Origin of the sequence: uncultured Arcticibacterium sp. (genome assembly GCF_964021845.1) — a bacterium.
Taxonomy (GTDB): domain Bacteria; phylum Bacteroidota; class Bacteroidia; order Cytophagales; family Spirosomataceae; genus Arcticibacterium.
Genome location: NZ_CAXHZC010000001.1, coordinates 1337986 through 1357556, shown reverse-complemented (window position 1 = coordinate 1357556; position 19571 = coordinate 1337986). Strand labels below are relative to the sequence as shown.

Sequence of the window (19571 nt, the reverse complement as noted above, 5' to 3'; positions counted from 1 at the left end):
TGTCAAATAATAGTTTGACCTATATAAGCCTTGGCTTCCTTTATTTCTGGTCTGTTGCTTTCTATGTTTTTGGTTAAATCTACTAAAGCCTCAAAGTATCTTTTACTCTTCACTGAGTTTCCTGATTTCTTGGCGGCAGCGGCCGCACCATAAAGTCCATTAAACCTATTTGGGCGTCGTTCTAAATTTAACTCATAGGTGGTCAAAGCCTCTTTTGGTTTATTGGCAGCTAAAAGCATGTCTGCTAAGAGTTCATCAGCTGGTAAAATCTCTCCTGGCGTAACAGGGTGCTTTGTGGTAAGATTTTCCATGTTGGCCGCATCTTTCATAAGTGAAAGTGCTTCATTTTGACTTCCTTTTTTAAATGCCAGCCAAGCTTCTATGGTTTTGATTTGTATAGCCACCTGATTCGCTTTATAGTTGTCATCTAGTTCTAGCAGTTCTTTTTGATTCATACTTAATAAATCAAGTTGGTTTTTTGCTCCTGCTAAATCACCTGTATGAAGTTTTCCTAAGCCTTTGGCAAAATGTAATAAAGAGCTTTGCCAAGGAAACTTTGCCCAATCTAAGTTGGGTATTTGCGGCAGCTCTAAATTAGCAGCTTGCTTCCAGTTTCTGTTTTCTGCGGCTATACGGGCAGGAATGGCAGCTGCGGTGTAGGCTATTGCTAAATTTGGTTCTACTATTTTTTCAAAAGACTTGAGATAGGTTAGTTGATTATTTGCCTGTGTGTTATTTCCTTTTTGAAGATAAGCATACACTAAATAACCCATGGCATGCACTTCCTCGTACGTGTGTGAGCCTGGCGATATGCTTTCTGCATAACACACCGCCGACGAAGCTGAGTTTATGTTGGTAAGTATAGATTCATCCCAGAGGCCTAATCTGGTAAATATGTGAGAGGGCATGTGCTGAGCATGTGCAGAGTTTGGAGCTATATCAGCATAGCGTCTTGCGGTCTCTAAGCCAAGTTTTGCCAATTCCGGATAGTCGTAGGAATGGATAATATAGTGAGCTACACCCGGGTGGTTTGGCTCTTTTATAAAGAGTTTTTCTAATATTTTGCCTGCTTGTTTTTGCTTAGCGTATGTTTTGTCGGAAGGCACTGCGGATGCACTCAAAGCCAGTGCATAGAATACTGCCACTTCTGTGTCGTTTGGATATTCGGCATACATTGCCTTCATTTTTTCGGCATAGGACTCTTTTCTTAATTGATTGTCTACCGTTTGCCAATCTTTATAAAAAGCACCAATAGCATCTAAATATTTGCTTGATTTCTTCAGTTTGGGCAGTTCAGCAGCCACAGCTAAAATTTTGCTGCCTTTTTCTAAGACTTCCTTTGTGGGCGGAGCCCATAAACCATGATAAATACTCATAGCCACGCCCCAATATGCCATAGCACAGTTTGGGTCTTTATCAATTACCTGAACAAAGGCTTTTTCAGCCTCCATATATTCAAAGGAATGCAAGAGCGATACGGCCAAATTAAAAGTCTCGCGTGTTTCATAGCTGCACGATTCTGAAAAACTTACTGCTCCAAACTGGCCATTACCACAGAGTTTTATTTCACCTCTTAAAAGCTCAAGGTCAACCAAGTTTGTCTCTGGCTTATTCTGGCAGCTCGTAAAGAAAATGAAACACAAAACACTTATAAACGTGGGAACTGATTTTGTGTGATTCATGACGGAAAAGACATTTATGACTATTAGGCATATCCATCCTAAGGACAGTTTTACTGTCTATAAAGCTAGTTCTTTAAAATCATACTTCTAGAAAATTTTATTTAACGGTAAATAGGGTGTGTCTTAAGACTCCTTATTATAGATTACGGGCATTTGTCCCTTCCATTGATTCCATAAAGCATTATCTGTAATCAAACTAGCCATAAAGTGACCCACATTTATTCGGCTGGTTTTTCCTGCGTCAAATATGGCACTGCGGGTAGGAGAGGGGTGTACTTCATAAGGGCTTACCTCACTATTATCTATCAAACTGTCTGGCCTAACTACTGCCCATTCTACAAAACGGCTGTTTTGGTCAATTACTGTTCTTAAATATTCTGCAGCACTCTCATTATCGGCATGCGGTGGCACTAGGAAACGGATAAGCCCAACAATGCACTTTTGAGCAAAGGAAATAGGTTCATCAAGGTCACGGTTTCTATTTCCCGTGGTATTCATCAGCACAAACTTAATGGGCTCCTCAGGCTTATTAACCTTAATGGCGGCACATAGCCTTTTAGTTGCTTCTGTAACTAGTTTTCTTGGTTGACCGTAAATGCCATGTATACTCATATTATGCCCGAGACAGGAAGCTACAGCGTAGCAGTTTGCTGTGAGTGCTACCATTTCCCTATTGTTAAGGTCTAAAAGGCTGGCTGTTATGATGGTCAATTGTGCGTTGCTTTTCCAAGAATCGGGTAATTTTTCTGCTGTTCTTACCACTATTTTAAGCTGGTGACCATCGCTTAAAAGTTTCTCTACTAATAATTTACCTGTGGCTCCGCTGGCCCCTACTACTAAAATCGACATACTGTTTTTTATTCTTTTTCATCTAATTTGTTTTGCATATTAGGACTAAAAAAGCTGTATCAAAACTAATTTCTTTTAAGGGGAGCGTATGCTTGATGAGAGGTTTGGTAGGCTATTGGTTTTAACGTTATTAGAGCAGCAAAGTGTGGACATAAAAAAGCCCATCACTCCTATGAGAGACGGGCTTTTCGGGTGACTCGCTAAAGTCTTGGGCTATTTAAAGCCTAACATGTCTAAATCTTCTTTCAATTGAATCTGGCAGACTGATATCCGTCAGAGCAACGATTCCAAAAGCGTTACGCATCATAAATGATTTCGCTCGGATTATCCATCCTGGATTTTCGCCTACATGGCTTCTAGTTTTATAATAAAGCACTCTGTATTTCGCATATGGATTTACAATTTGCTCGGCAAAGTAGAAGCTATTTGCTCTTTTAACATCATCAACTGTCAAAATTCCGTCTTGCTCAGCACCTATGATAGCTTCAAAAGCTTTGATGTTGGCTTTATTTTTACCGGAGCCAGCATTTATGATATGATCTATAAATACTTCTGCTACTTCCTGACTCTCAAAGAGGTCACCATGGAAGCGGTTCCAGTAATGTTGACGATGAATTTTAAGGGCTTCAGATTTCGTAAAATCTTTTTCTCCCCAAATAGGCTTATGGATTCCGTATCCAACTCCTTCGAAGTGCATCAATTTTGGTGCATACTTTTCAAAAGAGGCCGCGTTAACGTTAAAACAAAAAATTAAAGAACTAACTGTTAAAAGAAAAACGTTTATACGTCTTTGATTCATACAATTTATTGGTTGGTATAACCTTACCACCGCAATACTTTACTCGCGGTTCGGCAGCCTTTGACTGCAAATGTTTTTAGTTGTGTTTGGATTATTCTAATGCCTTTAAAACGATACAAAGATACGGTCTTATTGTTCTAACTGCAATATATTAATAGCGGTGGCCTTGTTGTTTACTTGTTAAATTATTGGTTATTAGTATTTTAAAACGTTTGCGGAAAATGTAACATTCTTGGAAAAGTACAATCAGTCCTAGTAAAAGGATAGCGAAATTTGAGGGAAAATTATTCATACCGATTATATTATTTTTATATTAAGTAAATGTTAAGAAACGTATGGTTGCTGCCAGTAAATTTCTTTGACTATTTGGTTTTTTCAGCTTAATGAGAAATATTCTTCCGAAAAGACGCTCTTATTTTGACTAAAAACGGGGATTTTGATACTCAATTTTGCCCAATTCTAGTCTTTACAAAGAACCTATTGACCGATGAGGTACGATTAAAGAGTAAAAAGAGTTTAAAAATTCTACGACAATGGTAGAAGTATAAGTTAAAGCAGACTTAAGGCTTTTGGCGACACAAGTCTTGTTTTGGCAAAGGCTATTTAAGAAACTACTTCATCCGAATCAGTAACTAAGCTAGTAGCGGCAGCAGCTAAAACGAAACACACGCCTGCTAATACCAAACTAAAAATAGCCTGATTACCAAAGAAGTTTTTCATGATAGGCCCGCCCACTATGGCGTTTATGATTTGTGGAATGGTGATAAAGAAGTTGAAAATCCCCATGTATATCCCCATTTTCTTAGCAGGAATAGCCCCGCCTAAAATAGCGTAAGGCATGGCCAAAATACTAGCCCAAGCTATACCTATGCCTATCATAGATAAGATAAGCAGGTTAGGGTTTGAAATAAAGTAAATAGAAATTAAACCTACGGCTCCACATATTAGGGAATAGGAATGTGTTTTCTTTCTTCCAAAGGTCTTCGCAATTTTTGGTAAAGCAAAAGCGTAAACGGCAGACACTAAATTATAAAAACCAAAAAGAACACTAACCCAGTCGGCAGCTTCATTAAATAGGGGAGAGCTACTGTCTGTAGCCGCTAAGCCGTAAGTGTGCTGAGCGATGGCTGGCGTAGCAAAAACCCACATGGAGAAGAGTCCAAACCAAGAGAAGAACTGCACCAAACCAAGCTGTTTCATGGTTTGAGGCATGTTTTTAAAATCAACAAAAACACTTTTGAAAGAGCTATCTATAAGTGCTTCAGACTTTTCTTCAGGGGTTTCAAACTGGGCTATTTCTTCTGGAGAGTATTCTGGCGTTTTAGAAACTGTCCAGATAATGGTACTAAGTAAGATGATGGCTCCTATCACAAACGACCAAACCACATTGAGAGCTACGCCGCCAACTGTACTTCCGGTAATATCAAGCCAATTAGTGAGTACATAGGGTAGCCAAGAGCCAATCACAGCACCTATGCCTATCACCACCGTCTGAATAGCGTAACCTTGGGTTCTTTGTTCAGAATTCAGTTTGTCTGCCACCAGAGCTCTAAAAGGCTCCATAGAGATATTAAAGGAGGCATCCATTATCATAAGAAAACCTGCTCCAACCCACAGTGCCGGCAAATACTTAATAAATAAATGGGCATTTGGCATAAGCAAAAGCCCTACGGAAGCAATGATGGCACCTACTAGAAAGAAAGGTCTTCTTCTACCAAGTTTGGTCCAAGTTTTATCTGAGAAATAACCAACTATAGGCTGCACTATCATTCCTGTGAGTGGAGCTACAATCCAAAACCAAGAAAGCTCTTCTACATCTGCACCAAAATTTAAAAGAATTCGGCTGGCGTTGCCGTTTTGAAGGGCAAAACCCATCTGAATGCCTAAAAAGCCAAGACTCATATTCCATATTTGGCTTGTACTTAGGTTTGGCTTTTTTGATTTCATAGTTTATTTAATTTCAAAGACTTGCCAGCTATTTTCTGAGATGTTAATGTTGATTTCAGTGTCAGCTAATCCGCTTATCTTTTGACTTTTAATAGGTTTATTGATTTGCTTGAGACCTTTTAGCGAGATTTCTTTTTCCTGAACTCCCATCATGCCTAAGGCCAGTTTTGGCAATTTAAGCTTAAAGTTGTAAGAATTATTCAAATCAAAGTTGAAAACGAATAGTAATTTTTGCGAAGCAGTATAACGTAAAAAGGAATAAACCTTGGTGTCGTTATAGGCAGGATTACCAATATTGACATATTGTAGGTCAAAGAACTTCCCTGCATTAATGGCCTCGTTTGAAGTGGCCGTTTCATTTATTACGGTATAAGCTTTCCTGAGTTCCTTTTCTTCTTTAGTAAGTTTGCTTAGGTTCCATTTGCCTTCATTATTCCATCTAGCCATTTCGTCCAAGCCCCAGTAGTCAAAAATGGAGGTTCTTCCGTCGTCACTTTGAAAACCTTCTGCACCGTTAGGTTTCAGACCAATCTCTTGTCCAAAATAAAGCATCAATGGTCCATCATGCAGATAAGCTGAAAGTGCCATCGCTGGTAAACCAATTTTGGCATCTTTGGCAAATTGCTGCGAGGTGATTCGCTGTTCGTCATGGTTTTCAAGAAAGCGTAACATGTGATTGGCATATTCTCCAGATTCATTTTGCCACACTTTTGTAATGTCATTAGCATTTCCATGCCCTTCCATCAATCGCCTTAAGGCATCATAAAGACCTACTTTGTCATATAAATAATCAAAACCGCCTTTAAAAATAAAATCATGATATAAGCCTACATCATAAATTTCGGCAATGAAAAGCATGTCAGGAAAATCCTTTTTTACCTCTTTGATAACCCAAGTCCAAAAAGGAACAGGAACCATATGTGCCATGTCGCACCTAAAACCGTCTACTCCTTTTTTTGACCAATAAAGGAGAATATCTCTCATTTTAAGCCAAGTATCAGGAATTGGGTCAAAATGGCTAGTGTGACCATTTTGATAGTCTACGCCATAATTTAATTTTATAGTTTCAAACCAATCATTAATGCTAGGTGCTTCAGAGAACACGTCGTTTCCCGTGGCTAAAGCTGGCTTCTCTATATAAGGTTCATCAATTTTTATAGGAGATTTTACTTCCGATGGTACTTTAAACTCCCTACCTGGCAGATAATAGAAATTGTTTTGTGGTAAAAACCCTTTTGAAGGGTCATCGTCTTCCCCAAAATTGAGTACCCCGTCTCTTGTTACATCAGACTTGTATTCTCTAGCCACATGGTTTGGAATAAAGTCTATAATAACTTTCAGGTCTTCCTCGTGCGTTCTTTTGACCAAATTTTCAAACTCGGCCATTCTGTTTTTTACATCAGTGACTAGGTCAGGGTCTATATCGTAATAGTCTTTTATGGCATATGGAGAACCCGCTTTCCCTTTAACCACGAGTGGGTTATCTTTTTTGATTCCGTAGGAACTATAATCTGTCATGGTGGCATGCTCTATTACACCGGTATACCATACATGGCTAATGCCTAATTTTTTAAGACTCTTCAGAGCGTTTTTGTTGATATCGGCTAATTTACCAACGCCATTTTCCTGAATACTACCATAGTATTTATTTGTGGTATTGCTATTTCCAAATAGCCTAGTGAATATTTGGTAGAAAGTAAGTTTATCTGATTTTTTGCCCGACACGTTTTGAGTCATATAGTCCTGCTAAGTTCTTTTTATTTGAAATTTAAGTATTCTAGGTCGTGTTTCGGATTTTAATTTTGTCAAAGTTAAGATTTCAAGTTGGCTAAGGATGTTTAATTAGCCAAGAATTTGTTTTTTGTATAGAGAATAAAGCAGTTTGACCAAAGTATGAGAAAGAATGATTTGTAAAAGCATTTAAAGTATGAAAATTGCAATAAATAATAGGAAAATGAATTGTCAAGTCAAAACATAATACTGCAAGTGGCACCTTTTGACATCAAATCTGTTTTAAGCATTGTAAATTGGGATTTAGTTTTGCGAAGCCTAAGAAATTTTAAAAGTGAATTTAGACTATGATAAAAGGAATATTATTTGATTTGGATGGTGTAATTGTTGACACTGCAGTATATCACTATTCTGCGTGGAGAAGGATGGCAAACGAATTAGGTTTTGATATAGATGAGGAGTTTAATGAGACGCTGAAAGGTATTAGTAGAATGGATTCTATAGATAGAATCTTAGCGAAAGGCGGTGTTACTTTACCGAAGGAAGAAATTCTGAAATTAGCAACGAAAAAGAATGATTGGTACGTAGAGATGGTGGAGCAAATGACCACGGATGAAATTCTGCCAGGTATTGAATCCATTATTAAACAAATAAAGGATTCGGGATTAAAAATGGCTTTAGGTTCGGCAAGTAAAAACGCTCCTAAAATTTTAGTAAAAATAGGTTTGATGGATAAGTTTGATGCCATAGTAGATGGTAATTCGGTTACTAAGTCAAAGCCTGACCCTGAAGTATTTTTAAAAGGAGCGGAAGCTCTTGGTTTGAAAAATGAGGAATGTTTGGTTATAGAAGACGCTTATGCCGGCATAGAAGCGGCTCATGCAGCTGGAATGAAAGCCATAGGCATTGGTTCTAAAGAAAATTTGCCAAATGCAGACATGAATTTGAGTTCTTTTGATGGAGAAAATTTGAGTGACCTTTTGAAGGAATTACAGTCATAGTTTAAAATAATAATGCCTAGGCAATAATAACTTTATTACTAGTTATTTAAGGTTGCTTTCTTAGGCATGTAGGGTCTTAGACCTTTCCAAGGTGATGGTAGTTAAGTCAAACCTCATTTGGAGTTTATTAAAAGAGAGATAAAAATGAAAAATTATATAAAACACGACCCATGGTGCATTATAGAGGAGGGCTTTCACCCGGAATATAATGAGGTCACGGAATCGTTAATGAGTCTTGGCAATGGCCGTATGGGTCAAAGGGGTAGTTTTGAAGAGACTTACTCAGGTAAATCTTTACAAGGGAATTATATAGCTGGTGTTTGGTATCCAGATAAAACCAAAGTAGGTTGGTGGAAAAACGGTTACCCTAATTACTTTGCTAAAGTGATTAATGCCATAAACTGGAACGGACTTTCTATTCAGATAGATGGTGTGGAGTTAGATTTGGCTACATGCGAAATCCTTAGCTTTTGGCGAACGCTAAACATGAAAGATGGTACCCTGAAAAGAGTATGTACTGTCAAAATGGAGAATGGTCATGAGCTAAGAATAGAATCTGTGAGATTTTGTAGTATGTCTCATGATGAAGCGGCTGTTTTGAGCTATTCTATTACTCCTTTAAATTTTGCTGGAAAAGCAAAAATAACAGCGTTCTTGGATGGAGATGTGAGTAATAGAGACTCCAATCATGGTGAAAAGTTTTGGGAGGAGGTAAATAAGGAGTTGGTAGGAACAGAAGCCTATTTGACTCTAAAAACGAAAGAATCTCCATGGGAAAACGTACCTAGGTTTACCATAACCTCTGGTATGAGAGTTAAGCTTTTTCAAGCAGAAAAGGTGCAGGAAGTGAAGTCATTGCCGGTTCGTGGAGAGAAATATGTAGGAAGAACTTTTGAAGTGCCTTTAACTACAAATATTAAAACTACTGTACAGAAGTACGTTTGCAACCTTTCTTCTGAAAATCATGCTCCAGAGACTCAAATAGAGGTTGCTAAAAAATACTTGAATGACATAGCTCATTTGGGCTTTGAGGTACTTTTAGGCGACCACAAAAAAGCATGGGAAGAAAAATGGAACCATAATGATATTCAAATTAACGGTGATATAGCTGCTCAGCAGGGTATTAGGTTTAATATATTCCATTTAGAACAAACTTATACAGGGAAAGATGCTCGATTAAATATAGGACCCAAAGGTTTTACGGGCGAAAAGTACGGGGGGGTAACCTACTGGGATACAGAGGCCTATTGTATTCCTTTTTACCTAGCTACTGCTCCTGAAGAGGTGTCAAAAAATCTATTAGTTTACAGGCATAACCATCTTCAGAAAGCTATTGAAAATGCGGAGCTTCTTGGTTTTTCTAAAGGAGCAGCACTGTACCCAATGGTGACCATGAATGGCGAAGAGTGCCATAATGAGTGGGAGATAACCTTTGAGGAAATTCATAGAAATGGGGCAATAGCTTACGCTATTCATGATTATATCAATTATACAGGCGATAAGTCATATTTGAAAGATTATGGTTTAGACGTATTAATAGGTATTTCCCGTTTTTGGGCTCAAAGAGTGAATTGGTCTGAAGACAAAAAGAAATATGTGATGCTAGGCGTTACGGGGCCAAATGAGTATGAAAACAATGTCAATAATAACTGGTATACCAATTATATGGCAAAGTGGACATTGAAATACACTTTAGAAGCTCTTAATTATGTTAAAGAAAATGGTGGCGTAAAGGCTGAACTTAACTTTGACGAAGCTGCTGAAACGGAAAAATGGAAGGACATCATAGAGAATATGTACTTTCCTTATGATACGGGAAGGCAAGTGTTTTTACAGCAAGATGGTTTTTTAGATAAAGAACTAATAGCGGCTTCGGATATTGAAGAGCACAGACCAATTAACCAAAAATGGAGCTGGGATAGAATTTTGAGGTCTTGTTTTATAAAACAGGCTGATGTGCTTCAGGGAATGTATTTCCATGAAGATGATTTCTCGAAAGAAGAATTAGAAAGGAATTTTGATTTTTATGAGCCAATGACCGTTCATGAGAGTTCGCTTTCACCATGTGTGCATACCATTTTGGCTTGTAAGTTAGGAAGAATTGACAAAGCGGACGAAATGTATGTACGTACAGCAAGGTTAGACCTTGACGATTATAATAACGACACTGAAGATGGCCTTCACATTACTTCTATGGCAGGTACTTGGATGGCAGTGGTTAAGGGTTTCGGTGGAATGAGAGTGAAAAATGGTAAGCTTTCTTTTAATCCAGTGTTGCCTGGTAGTTGGGATTCTTACTCTTTTAGAGTTGGATTTCAAGGTACATTGAAAGAAGTAACTGTGAATAAAGACGGTTATGAAGTTAAAGACCTATAAAGAAGTTTGCTAGAATTTACTAAAAAAACTGCCAGCATAAACTGGCAGTTTTTTTTTATGCTTGAGTATATTTTATTGACAGTTTTCACTTTTTGCTACCTTTTGGCTTTCAGCAAATACTTTTTTGTCTTCGGCAATAGTTTGACCTAGAACTTTTAAGCCATAACCACCTTCTACTAATAATTTTACATAGCCACTTTTACATAGTGGGCCCCAGTATAAACTAGACCCAGTAGTAAATCCTGTGTGCACATAAGCTACCTCTTGACCAGCAATATTGAGTCCTACTCTAGGAAAAGCAATACCAAATTGTACATCAATAGGTTGCCCCAAATTAGCAGCAGAATCAAAGGTGCCATCTGTAATTTCATCTTTCTCTATTTTGGCAGAAGTTTCCACAGTGGTACCCTTATATTCAAAACCCGCATCAGCAGATAAGGATAACTTGCTCTCTGCTGTGGCAGAAGACTGGATATCTGGAATATGCAACTGTGACACAAATTGAATTCCGATATCTATAGACATAGGAATGGGCATGGGGATAGGGCCACTAGGTGTAGGAATAAAACGGATTGGAATACTCAAGGCTACGCCAGGCATCTTGAGGCTATGCTCCCCTGACTTTCCGCCTGCGGCAGAAAGACTAAGTGTTATTTCGGAAGATATACCTTCGTTATTGGCAATGAAGGTTTCTAGTTTCCCGTCTTTAATGGTGATTTTTGTCTTTTGTTTTGGCAATTTTGCGGTGCCTTCGGCAGTAAAAGCCACGGTTGCACTTCCGCCTACTTTTTTCACCATCTGCATTTTAAAATTACATGAGCTTATTTTTCCCTCTGTCAAAGTAGGCTCTATTCTTACCTTATGATCTATACCGCCATTACTTATAGAAAACTCTATACCATTGGCAGAAATCCCTTCAGGGCTACCTACTTTTTTGCCTCCCATTCTTACCGAACTTACATTTTCCCACTCAGGCGTAATTTCCCATGCAATGGTTCCATTCTTTATAACATCAGTTAGGGCTGCATCTTGTGTTTGAATAATGTATTTATCACCACTTTTTTGAACACTATTTACTTTACGCATAGCCTCTCCTGCTACTAAAATAATTTCACCATTTGCAGGTTCTTTTTGAAACTTGGTGGCGTCAAAGGTATAAGTTTGTGAAACGCTGTCTAGGGCTAAAATGGCACTGGCATCTTCTATAAGAATAGTTTCTTCGGTATACTCTACATCATAACCTAGGTCATCAGATAGGCTTGGTTCTAAATCTTCTTTATTGCCGCAGCTGGCAATAAATATGAAAAGAAAAATAACAAATGCTTTAGCGAAGTATTTCATATTTGGAATCAAGTTTAAAAATTTAGGTCAAAATAGGAGACCTCTTAAAAATCGATATTGGTGAAATTAGGATGCAGAAAACTATGGGCAAAAACTATAATCCCATAAATGCAGAAGGTTTTATTTTATGGTCAATGCACAGGAGTTTGATATACTTTTTTGAAAAAAGCTTGAAAAGCAAATTCTAGCTATCATGGCTCTGGTAGGCCATCAAAACTTTACTTTTTCTTAATATTATATACCATTTTAAAGTACATAATCTTAGGTAAATTGAGATAGTTCTAGATAGAGCTAAGCTTCCAATAGATGGGATTCATTTATGTATTTTCTACATGGATGCTTACTATTTTTGTTTTTATAGTGGAGGTTTATTATTCAATTTTAAATCATTTAAAACATGAAAAAAGTACTTTTTTTAACAGGAGATTTTACTGAAGATTATGAAACAATGGTGCCATTTCAAATGCTGGAAATGGTAGGATACGAAGTGCATACAGTTTGCCCAGAAAAAAAGAAAGGAGATATAGTTAAAACAGCAATACATGATTTTGAAGGAGACCAGACTTATTCAGAAAAACCAGGTCATAATTTTGTATTAAACTATAGTTTTGATGAAGTAGATGAAACTACGTATGAAGGTTTGGTGATAGCGGGAGGTAGAGCTCCAGAATATTTAAGGCTTAATAGTAGAGTTTTAGAAATAGTAAAGTATTTCTTCAATGAAAATAAACCAGTTGCGGCTATATGTCATGGTATTCAAATTTTAACTGCGGCAAATGTTGTTAAAGGAAGAAAGCTAACTGCCTATCCTGCTGTAGAACCAGAAGTAACTTTAGCAGGTGGAGACTTTCAATCAATAGCCGTAGATGGGGCTTTTGTAGATGGAAATTTGGTTACATCACCAGCATGGCCAGCACACCCAAGTTTTGTAAGAGAGTTTTTGAAAATAATGGGGGTCACCATTACACTTTAGTTGGCTTACGGAAAAACAGCGAACTTAACCGCTGTTTTTCCGTAATTGACTTTATCTACTTTTTGCCAAGTTTGTTTCCAAAGAAATCGCCAACATTCCATTTGGGAATACTAATCTCATTGGCTACCAAGTAGCCAATCAAGAAATCTATCTTAACGTGGGTAGCTGCTGCATTAAAATCAAAATCCTGATTCATGTCATCTTGCGGAGTGTGATAATGCGTTCGTCGCCACATTACATCTGATACAGAGCGGTCTACGGTGTCTTCTGGTACCGTCATAAAACCGCTTTTTATAAATAATGCAGGTATACCTTTCTTAATAAAACTAAAATGGTCACTTCTGATGAAAATTACCTGTTCAGGAAAAGGGTCTGGGCTAATTTTCAAACCTAAGATACCTGCCACCTCCTTGGTTTGGTTTCCAAGGCTTGAGTGTACCGCACCGTAGGGCACAATATCTAAAATAGGATGAAAAAAGAATGGCATATCCATAGCTATGGTAGCTACCATTTTTTCTTTTCCTTTCGGCGGGTTATTGGCCAAGTAATCAGAACCAAGTAATCCAGATTCTTCCGCTGTTACCACGGCAAATAGTATAGAACGTTTTGGCTTTTCTTTTAAAGCTTGAAATGTTTTTGCTATTTCTAATAGAATTGCCACGCCTGAGGCATTGTCATGAGCTCCATTATAGATGGAGTCTCCATTTATTGCTCTTCCTACACCTAGATGGTCAACATGTGCGGCATAAACCATGTATTCATCTTTTAGTTCAGGGTCTGTACCTGTTATCTCACCTAGAAGATTGTGACTTGGTACTAGTTTAGATTTTGTAGCTACTTTGATAGTGGCAGCTATATTCATAGGAAATGAAATAGACTTACCTTCTTCAAAAAGTTTCATGGCTTCGTCAAATTTGTCTTTTGTTTTAGCAAAAATCTTATCCAGCTGGGTATTGTTAAAAAGTGCAGTTGCCTTTATTTCGGGATAGGAACCTGCTATTAACCCTTCAGGGTTTTGCCATTTGTAACTCCCATTTTTAGACCTACTAACTGATGAAGCCCAAGTTCTTCGTGTGTTTGATGGGTGCATAAAGCTAATTATACCCACTGCTCCGTTATTAATGGCCGTTTGATACTTTGTAGCAAACGAATAATAAGCTCTTTCGCTATTTGGAAAGGTGTTTGGTGCTGAAGCAATATAAACCACTATTTTTCCTTTGACATCAATGCCTTTATAGTCATCATAATTAAATTCTGGAGCGGTAATTCCGTAGCCTACAAAAACTAAAGGAGCCGAAACTTCAGAAATTGATTTGTCATAATTGGGTGAAAGTATAATGTCTTCGGAAAGCGTAATTGCGGTATTTTTCCCATCAATGTTAAGGCTTACGGAACTGTTATCGTTGTCTATGGTTCCATGTATTAATGGTACTTTCTGGTAATAAGAGCCCTCGTTGGCAGGTTTGAGTCCTAAAGAGATAAATTGAGATTTTACATAATTTGAGGCTATTTCAAAGCCAGGGCTTCCTGGTGGTCTTCCTAGTAGGGCATCTTCAGAAAGAAAGGTCATATGTCCTTTAATGTTTAAAGGATTAATGGTTTCCAAAACAGGGAAATCGGCTTCTGTTTTCTGAGCACTTACTGAATAGCAGAAACAGAGAATTGCTAAAAATAGAGCATTAGAATACTTTTTAATCATGATTAAGGCTTGGGTTAAGAGTTATTTTGACCCAATTAAAGTCATGACTTACTAATTTTCAAGGTAGCGTTATTAGAAAGTTGATTTAGTGCAAGTATTGCTAGTTTTAGTGGTAAAAATATTGAGTTTTTATCTGTTATAGATATAATATTTTGCAATTTTCTTAATATTGAAAATATTATTCTAGTCGTTGTTATGAAAGGTATAAACTCTTAGAATGTTAAATTGAATGCGTTTATAGGATATATTTTTACCTAAGTTTCTATTTGACTATTTCTGTTACTTCTGATTTTTCTAGTGTAAAGACAAACTGGTTTTTCCCATTGGCTGAAGTTTGCATTTCTACCTTTCCACCGTTCTTTTCTACAATTTTATGCACTGTAGCTAAACCGATACCATTGCCAATTTTCCCAAACTTATCTTTTCCAGATAGCTTTTCAATTAGCTGAAACTGTCGTTGATGACTTTTTAAGTCTTCTTTTGTACTCACATCTTTTGAGCTAAACCTATAATGTGTTTCATCTTCAGCTATGGTAATTTCTATATCATAAACCATCTGTTCTCTAGCCTTAAGCGTGTTGGCTATTAGATTTATTATAAGTTGATGAGAAGCGGCTTTGTTGGCGTATATTTCTTGAATGTCTGAGTTTAGTTTTATGCTTAGCTGATCGTCCAAACTGAAAATTTGGTCTATCTCTGATATCAAAATACTTAGATTAATCCATGTTTTGGATTCATTAAGTTGGTTTTCTTTTTGGTTAAATTCTAGCAGACCACTTATTAGGTTTTTAAGTTTTTGACTTGAATTTTGGATACTATCTAACATTTCCAAGCCATTTTCACCCATTAAAGAACCATATTGATGGGCTATTAGCTGGGTCATAGAAGAAATACTGACCAATGGAGTTTTTAAATCATGAACAGAAATAAATTCATATCTTTCTAATTCTTCGTTTCGTTCTTTTAGGTTTTGTAGGGTATCCTCTAGCTGAATTTTTTTCTTTCTAAGTTCCATAAGTTTCATTACCTGATTAGATAATGCCCTTAGCGAGTTTAACTGTTTTTCTGTTAATACTTTGGGCTTACTATCAATTACGCAGAGGGTCCCCAGAGCATATCCATTTTCTGTAACCAGTGGTACTCCGGCATAAAAAACCACATTTGGCTCTCCTGTTACCAAAGGGTTGAATTTGAATCGTTTATCTTCTCTAGCATCTTCTATAACAAAAATGTTTTCCTCATCCTCAATAGCATGAGAGCAAAATGCAAATTCGCGAGGAGTTTCTTCAGCTAAAACTCCTTGTTTAGATTTAAACCATTGCCTATTGTTATCAATTAAACTGATAAGAGAAATTGGAGTGTCACAAATTTCAGATGCAATAGCCGTAAGGTTGTCAAAGTCCTCTTCAGGCAATGAATCTAGAATAGAGTAGGAGGCTAGTTCAGCTTGTCTTTCTTTCTCTTTTAAATGGACGTCTTGAATGTTCATCTTTCTTATAATGGTTAGTGTACCTAATGGTCTTACGTGATTTTTAGTTCAATAACCAAGCCACCAAAAGAACTTTTGGATGAATGGTTTTTTAGTCAGTATGAATTGATACTTTATTTACCAAGATAGGGTTTTAAGTCATCTTTAATTATCGAAATCTTATGCTCAATGTGGCCTAATAAATTGAAGAGGCTGTTTTATTGGTAACAAACAAAATAGTATCTTTCGCCTGAAAAGCATTTCGCTAAGAATTGAGCAAAGCTTTATGAATATTGATGTGCTTTTTCCTTAAGGAAATGTATAAATTTAAACTAACGGATAAACCAAACCAAAGAGCTTTATAAGCTTATAGCCAAAGAAATGATAACATTAATTGCAACAATAACGGCCAAGAAGGATGCAGTAGAAGAAGTTAAAGCAGCACTTCAAAACTTAGTTAAGCATACTACACAAGAACCTGGTAATATTCAATATGTACTCCATCAAGAAATTGAGAATCCTCACATTTTCAGATTCTATGAACAATTTAAAGACCAGGCTGCTTTTGAATATCACGGAGAGCAACCATATATAAAGGCTATGGCCTCAAATGCACATTTAATGGAAAAACCAACTGTTCTTACTTTTCTGGACTTAGTTTAGACCATTTAAAGTTTTCTCAGCCAAGGCTTTAGTTTTAAGGATACCGGCTTTGGAAGAAAGGTCATTACCTTCGTATTCAATTCCGAGGTAACCATCATAACCAGCTTCTTTCATGATTTTAAAGAATCTCGGGAAATCTAGGTCTGGCTCGTTTCCTAATGAGTCAAACCTAAATGCTTTGACACTAACACCTTCTGCGGTGCCTATTAACTCTTCAAAGCCTTTGTAGTAATCATATTCTTTGGCACATGGTCCCCAAATAGAGCCACTAATAGTTTCATAACACCAGTTGTGGAAATCATCTAAAGTACCTACATTTTTATCTGAAAGTTGAGCTATCAAGTCGGCGAGCCATGCTCCATTGCTCGACATGCTACCATGATTTTCTACTATTAGTTTTATGCCTTTTTCATTGGCATAATCTGCTAAACTACCTATGCCATCTATTGCTTGTATTTTCATCTCCTCTGGAGTACCATCACCATGAGCATTTACTCGCATACTGGTGCAGCCAAGGTATTTACTAGCATCCACCCACTTTTTGCCCAATTCCACAGCGGCGTTTCTTTCTTCGTCATTAGATGCACATAAATGCCCAATTTCGTCTACCTGAATCATCAAATTTAAAATACCAGCTTTTTCCGCGGCATTTTTTAAGGTGTCCAAATATTCAAAATCTGAGACTTTGTCCTGAAAAAACTGAGAGACGTATTCTACACCCTCAAAGTCCATTTCAGCTGCGGCATTAATAAAATCAACGGTATTCATTTCACCAGCCTTTAATTCTCTATTAAAAGACCACTGGGCTAAAGAGTATTTTGGCTTTGCTGTATCTGCTACAGTATTTTCATTTTCTGATTTTTGGGAGCAAGAAAGAAGCAAAAAAGGTAGAGCAAAGCTTAGTAATAATTTTTCGAAAGTTTTCATATAGGGCTGTTTGGTAAATATGAGTAGCAAATTAAGACCTTTTCAGGTCATTATTCTATGAATGTATTATGAGTGTTAGTTTTGGCAAAAAAAAAGCGAGTTCCAGATTTTCTGGAACTCGCTTTTACTATAATATATTGGCTTTTGATATTAAGCCTTTGTTTCGTCTGTTACTTCTTCAAAGTTAACATCAGTTACGCCTTCATCTTCAGAAGGAGCTGCACCTGCGTCAGCACCTGGAGCACCACCCATAGGGTCAGCAGCACCACCTTCAGCTTGTTGAGCTGCGTAAATCTCTTGAGAAGCTGCTTGCCATGCGGCATTGATTTTCTCCATTGCTCCATCAATAGCAGTTAAGTCAGCAGAAGCGTGAGCAGCTTTAAGCTCAGTTAAAGCACCTTCAATAGCCGTTTTGTTTGGCTCAGAAAGTTTATCGCCATACTCCTTCAATTGTTTCTCCGTAGAGAATACCATTGCGTCAGCTGCGTTTACTTTTTCAATCTTCTCTTTCTCAGCTTTGTCAGACTCTTCGTTTGCTTTGGCTTCGTCACGCATCTTTTGAATTTCTTCGTCAGATAATCCAGAAGAAGCTTCAATACGAATATTCTGTTCTTTTCCTGTTCCTTTGTCTTTAGCTGTAACATTTAAGATACCATTAGCATCTACATCAAACGTTACTTCAATTTGAGGAATACCTCTTCCTGCTGGCGGAATACCATCTAAGTGGAATCTACCTAAAGATTTATTTTGATTAGCTAATGGTCGCTCACCTTGAAGAACATGAAGTTCTACAGATGGTTGATTATCAGCAGCAGTAGAGAATACTTCTACTTTCTTGGTAGGAATAGTGGTGTTAGACTCAATCATCTTAGTAAACACACTTCCCATAGTTTCAATACCTAAAGAAAGAGGAATAACGTCTAATAAAAGAATATCTTTCACTTCTCCAGTTAAAACACCACCTTGAATAGCGGCACCTACAGCTACAGCCTCATCAGGATTAACACCTTTCGAAGGTTTCTTACCCCAGAATTTCTCAACTTCTTCCTGAACTTTAGGAATTCTGGTAGAACCTCCTACTAGAATGATTTCGTCAATCTGGCTGTTTGAAATACCTGCGTTTTTCATAGCTCTCTTGCATGGCTCCATCATTCTTGTGAATAATGTGTCTGCCAATTGCTCAAATTTAGCTCTCGATAAAGAACGTACTAAGTGCTTAGGTACACCATCTACAGGGAAGATGTAAGGTAAGTTGATTTCTGCTTGAGAAGAGCTTGAAAGTTCCATTTTAGCTTTCTCTGCTGCTTCTTTCAAACGTTGTAATGCCATAGCATCATGACGCAAGTCCACACCTTCGTCTTTTTTAAACTCGTCAGCTAGCCACTCTATAATTACTTGGTCAAAGTCATCACCACCTAAGTGCGTGTCACCGTCTGTAGCTTTAACTTCAAAAACACCATCACCTAATTCAAGGATAGAAACGTCAAATGTTCCACCACCAAGGTCAAATACCGCTACGGTAGCATCTTTATCTTGCTTATCAAGACCATATGCTAATGCTGCTGCAGTAGGCTCATTAATAATTCTTTTAACCTCAAGACCCGCAATAGTTCCTGCTTCCTTTGTTGCCTGTCTTTCAGAATCGTTAAAGTATGCAGGTACTGTAATTACAGCTTCAGTTACTTCTGTTCCTAAATAATCCTCTGCCGTTTGCTTCATTTTTTGAAGAATGAAAGCAGAGATTTCTTGCGGAGTATATTGTCTATCACCAATTCTTACTCTTGGTGTGTCGTTATTACCTTTTTCTACATCGTAAGCTATAGTCTTAAGTTCTGAACCTACGTCAGTATACTTTTTACCCATAAAACGCTTTACCGAAGCAATTGTGTTTTTTGGATTTGTGATGGCTTGGCGTTTGGCAGGAGCACCTACTTTCTTCTCACCGTTTTCTAGAAAAGCCACTATTGAAGGGGTTGTTCTAGCTCCTTCACTGTTGGCAATTACTACAGGCTCGCTTCCCTCCATTACTGCCACACAGGAGTTAGTTGTTCCTAAGTCAATTCCAATAATTTTTCCCATGTTATATTTATCGTTTATTAGTTCTTAATTGTATTT

Annotated in this window: 14 protein-coding genes; 4 read left to right on the top strand and 10 right to left on the bottom strand. The window is 37.4% G+C overall.

What is annotated here, in order from left to right:
- Positions 1–2: 2 nt before the first annotated feature.
- The 5 genes from AADJ06_RS05775 to AADJ06_RS05755 form a co-directional block, all read right to left on the bottom strand.
- Positions 3–1682, bottom strand: a complete 1680-nt coding sequence (locus tag AADJ06_RS05775) for a hypothetical protein (protein WP_341225458.1) — start codon at positions 1680–1682, stop codon at positions 3–5.
- A 123-nt stretch (positions 1683–1805) separates the two neighbouring features.
- Positions 1806–2531 (bottom strand): NAD(P)-binding oxidoreductase, encoded by a 726-nt coding sequence (locus AADJ06_RS05770; protein ID WP_341225457.1) that lies wholly within the window; start codon positions 2529–2531, stop codon positions 1806–1808.
- Between the two features lie 217 nt (positions 2532–2748).
- Entirely contained in the window at positions 2749–3330 is a 582-nt protein-coding gene (locus tag AADJ06_RS05765; RefSeq protein WP_341225456.1) for a glycosyl hydrolase 108 family protein, read from the bottom strand.
- Between the two features lie 603 nt (positions 3331–3933).
- Entirely contained in the window at positions 3934–5277 is a 1344-nt protein-coding gene (locus AADJ06_RS05760; RefSeq protein WP_341225455.1) for an MFS transporter, read from the bottom strand.
- A gap of 3 nt (positions 5278–5280) precedes the next feature.
- The gene (locus AADJ06_RS05755; RefSeq protein WP_341225454.1) at positions 5281–7014 is read right to left on the bottom strand and encodes an alpha-amylase family glycosyl hydrolase; all 1734 of its coding nucleotides are present in this window, start codon (positions 7012–7014) and stop codon (positions 5281–5283) included.
- A 341-nt stretch (positions 7015–7355) separates the two neighbouring features.
- On the opposite strand from AADJ06_RS05755, the gene pgmB reads away from it, so the two are divergent.
- Both pgmB and AADJ06_RS05745 read left to right on the top strand, forming a co-directional pair.
- Entirely contained in the window at positions 7356–8009 is a 654-nt protein-coding gene (gene pgmB, locus AADJ06_RS05750) for a beta-phosphoglucomutase (RefSeq protein ID WP_341225453.1), read from the top strand.
- A gap of 144 nt (positions 8010–8153) precedes the next feature.
- Positions 8154–10385, top strand: a complete 2232-nt coding sequence (locus AADJ06_RS05745) for a family 65 glycosyl hydrolase domain-containing protein (RefSeq protein WP_341225452.1) — start codon at positions 8154–8156, stop codon at positions 10383–10385.
- A gap of 72 nt (positions 10386–10457) precedes the next feature.
- Here AADJ06_RS05745 and AADJ06_RS05740 read toward each other — a convergent pair whose 3' ends face one another.
- Positions 10458–11726, bottom strand: coding sequence for a hypothetical protein (locus AADJ06_RS05740; RefSeq protein WP_341225451.1), 1269 nt, complete (start codon positions 11724–11726; stop codon positions 10458–10460).
- A 397-nt stretch (positions 11727–12123) separates the two neighbouring features.
- On the opposite strand from AADJ06_RS05740, the gene AADJ06_RS05735 reads away from it, so the two are divergent.
- Complete coding sequence (locus tag AADJ06_RS05735) at positions 12124–12699, top strand: DJ-1/PfpI family protein (protein WP_341225450.1); 576 nt, start codon at positions 12124–12126, stop codon at positions 12697–12699.
- Positions 12700–12754: 55 nt separating this feature from the next.
- Here the strand turns inward: AADJ06_RS05735 and AADJ06_RS05730 are convergent, their stop codons facing one another.
- Both AADJ06_RS05730 and AADJ06_RS05725 read right to left on the bottom strand, forming a co-directional pair.
- On the bottom strand, positions 12755–14398 hold the full coding sequence (locus AADJ06_RS05730) for a M28 family metallopeptidase (RefSeq protein WP_341225449.1): 1644 nt from the start codon (positions 14396–14398) through the stop codon (positions 12755–12757).
- A 262-nt stretch (positions 14399–14660) separates the two neighbouring features.
- Positions 14661–15887, bottom strand: a complete 1227-nt coding sequence (locus AADJ06_RS05725; RefSeq protein ID WP_341225448.1) for a GAF domain-containing protein — start codon at positions 15885–15887, stop codon at positions 14661–14663.
- Positions 15888–16247: 360 nt separating this feature from the next.
- On the opposite strand from AADJ06_RS05725, the gene AADJ06_RS05720 reads away from it, so the two are divergent.
- The gene (locus AADJ06_RS05720; RefSeq protein ID WP_341225447.1) at positions 16248–16529 is read left to right on the top strand and encodes a putative quinol monooxygenase; all 282 of its coding nucleotides are present in this window, start codon (positions 16248–16250) and stop codon (positions 16527–16529) included.
- Here AADJ06_RS05720 and AADJ06_RS05715 read toward each other — a convergent pair.
- On the bottom strand, positions 16521–17456 hold the full coding sequence (locus AADJ06_RS05715) for a sugar phosphate isomerase/epimerase family protein (RefSeq protein ID WP_341225446.1): 936 nt from the start codon (positions 17454–17456) through the stop codon (positions 16521–16523). The genes AADJ06_RS05720 and AADJ06_RS05715 overlap by 9 nt on opposite strands.
- A gap of 150 nt (positions 17457–17606) precedes the next feature.
- A complete protein-coding gene (dnaK, locus tag AADJ06_RS05710) occupies positions 17607–19535 on the bottom strand; it encodes a molecular chaperone DnaK (RefSeq protein ID WP_341225445.1) in 1929 nt (642 codons plus the stop codon).
- Positions 19536–19571: the final 36 nt, after the last annotated feature.

What these genes read in the sequence shown, in the direction of transcription:
- AADJ06_RS05725 (WP_341225448.1), bottom strand. Translation starts at nt 15,887, where the DNA reads ATGAACATTCAAGACGTCCATTTAAAAGAGAAAGAAAGACAAGCTGAA.
- AADJ06_RS05760 (WP_341225455.1), bottom strand. Translation starts at nt 5,277, where the DNA reads ATGAAATCAAAAAAGCCAAACCTAAGTACAAGCCAAATATGGAATATG.
- AADJ06_RS05745 (WP_341225452.1), top strand. Translation starts at nt 8,154, where the DNA reads ATGAAAAATTATATAAAACACGACCCATGGTGCATTATAGAGGAGGGC.
- AADJ06_RS05735 (WP_341225450.1), top strand. Translation starts at nt 12,124, where the DNA reads ATGAAAAAAGTACTTTTTTTAACAGGAGATTTTACTGAAGATTATGAA.
- AADJ06_RS05755 (WP_341225454.1), bottom strand. Translation starts at nt 7,014, where the DNA reads ATGACTCAAAACGTGTCGGGCAAAAAATCAGATAAACTTACTTTCTAC.
- AADJ06_RS05775 (WP_341225458.1), bottom strand. Translation starts at nt 1,682, where the DNA reads ATGAATCACACAAAATCAGTTCCCACGTTTATAAGTGTTTTGTGTTTC.
- AADJ06_RS05715 (WP_341225446.1), bottom strand. Translation starts at nt 17,456, where the DNA reads ATGAAAACTTTCGAAAAATTATTACTAAGCTTTGCTCTACCTTTTTTG.
- AADJ06_RS05740 (WP_341225451.1), bottom strand. Translation starts at nt 11,726, where the DNA reads ATGAAATACTTCGCTAAAGCATTTGTTATTTTTCTTTTCATATTTATT.
- dnaK (WP_341225445.1), bottom strand. Translation starts at nt 19,535, where the DNA reads ATGGGAAAAATTATTGGAATTGACTTAGGAACAACTAACTCCTGTGTG.
- AADJ06_RS05720 (WP_341225447.1), top strand. Translation starts at nt 16,248, where the DNA reads ATGATAACATTAATTGCAACAATAACGGCCAAGAAGGATGCAGTAGAA.
- pgmB (WP_341225453.1), top strand. Translation starts at nt 7,356, where the DNA reads ATGATAAAAGGAATATTATTTGATTTGGATGGTGTAATTGTTGACACT.
- AADJ06_RS05765 (WP_341225456.1), bottom strand. Translation starts at nt 3,330, where the DNA reads ATGAATCAAAGACGTATAAACGTTTTTCTTTTAACAGTTAGTTCTTTA.
- AADJ06_RS05730 (WP_341225449.1), bottom strand. Translation starts at nt 14,398, where the DNA reads ATGATTAAAAAGTATTCTAATGCTCTATTTTTAGCAATTCTCTGTTTC.
- AADJ06_RS05770 (WP_341225457.1), bottom strand. Translation starts at nt 2,531, where the DNA reads ATGTCGATTTTAGTAGTAGGGGCCAGCGGAGCCACAGGTAAATTATTA.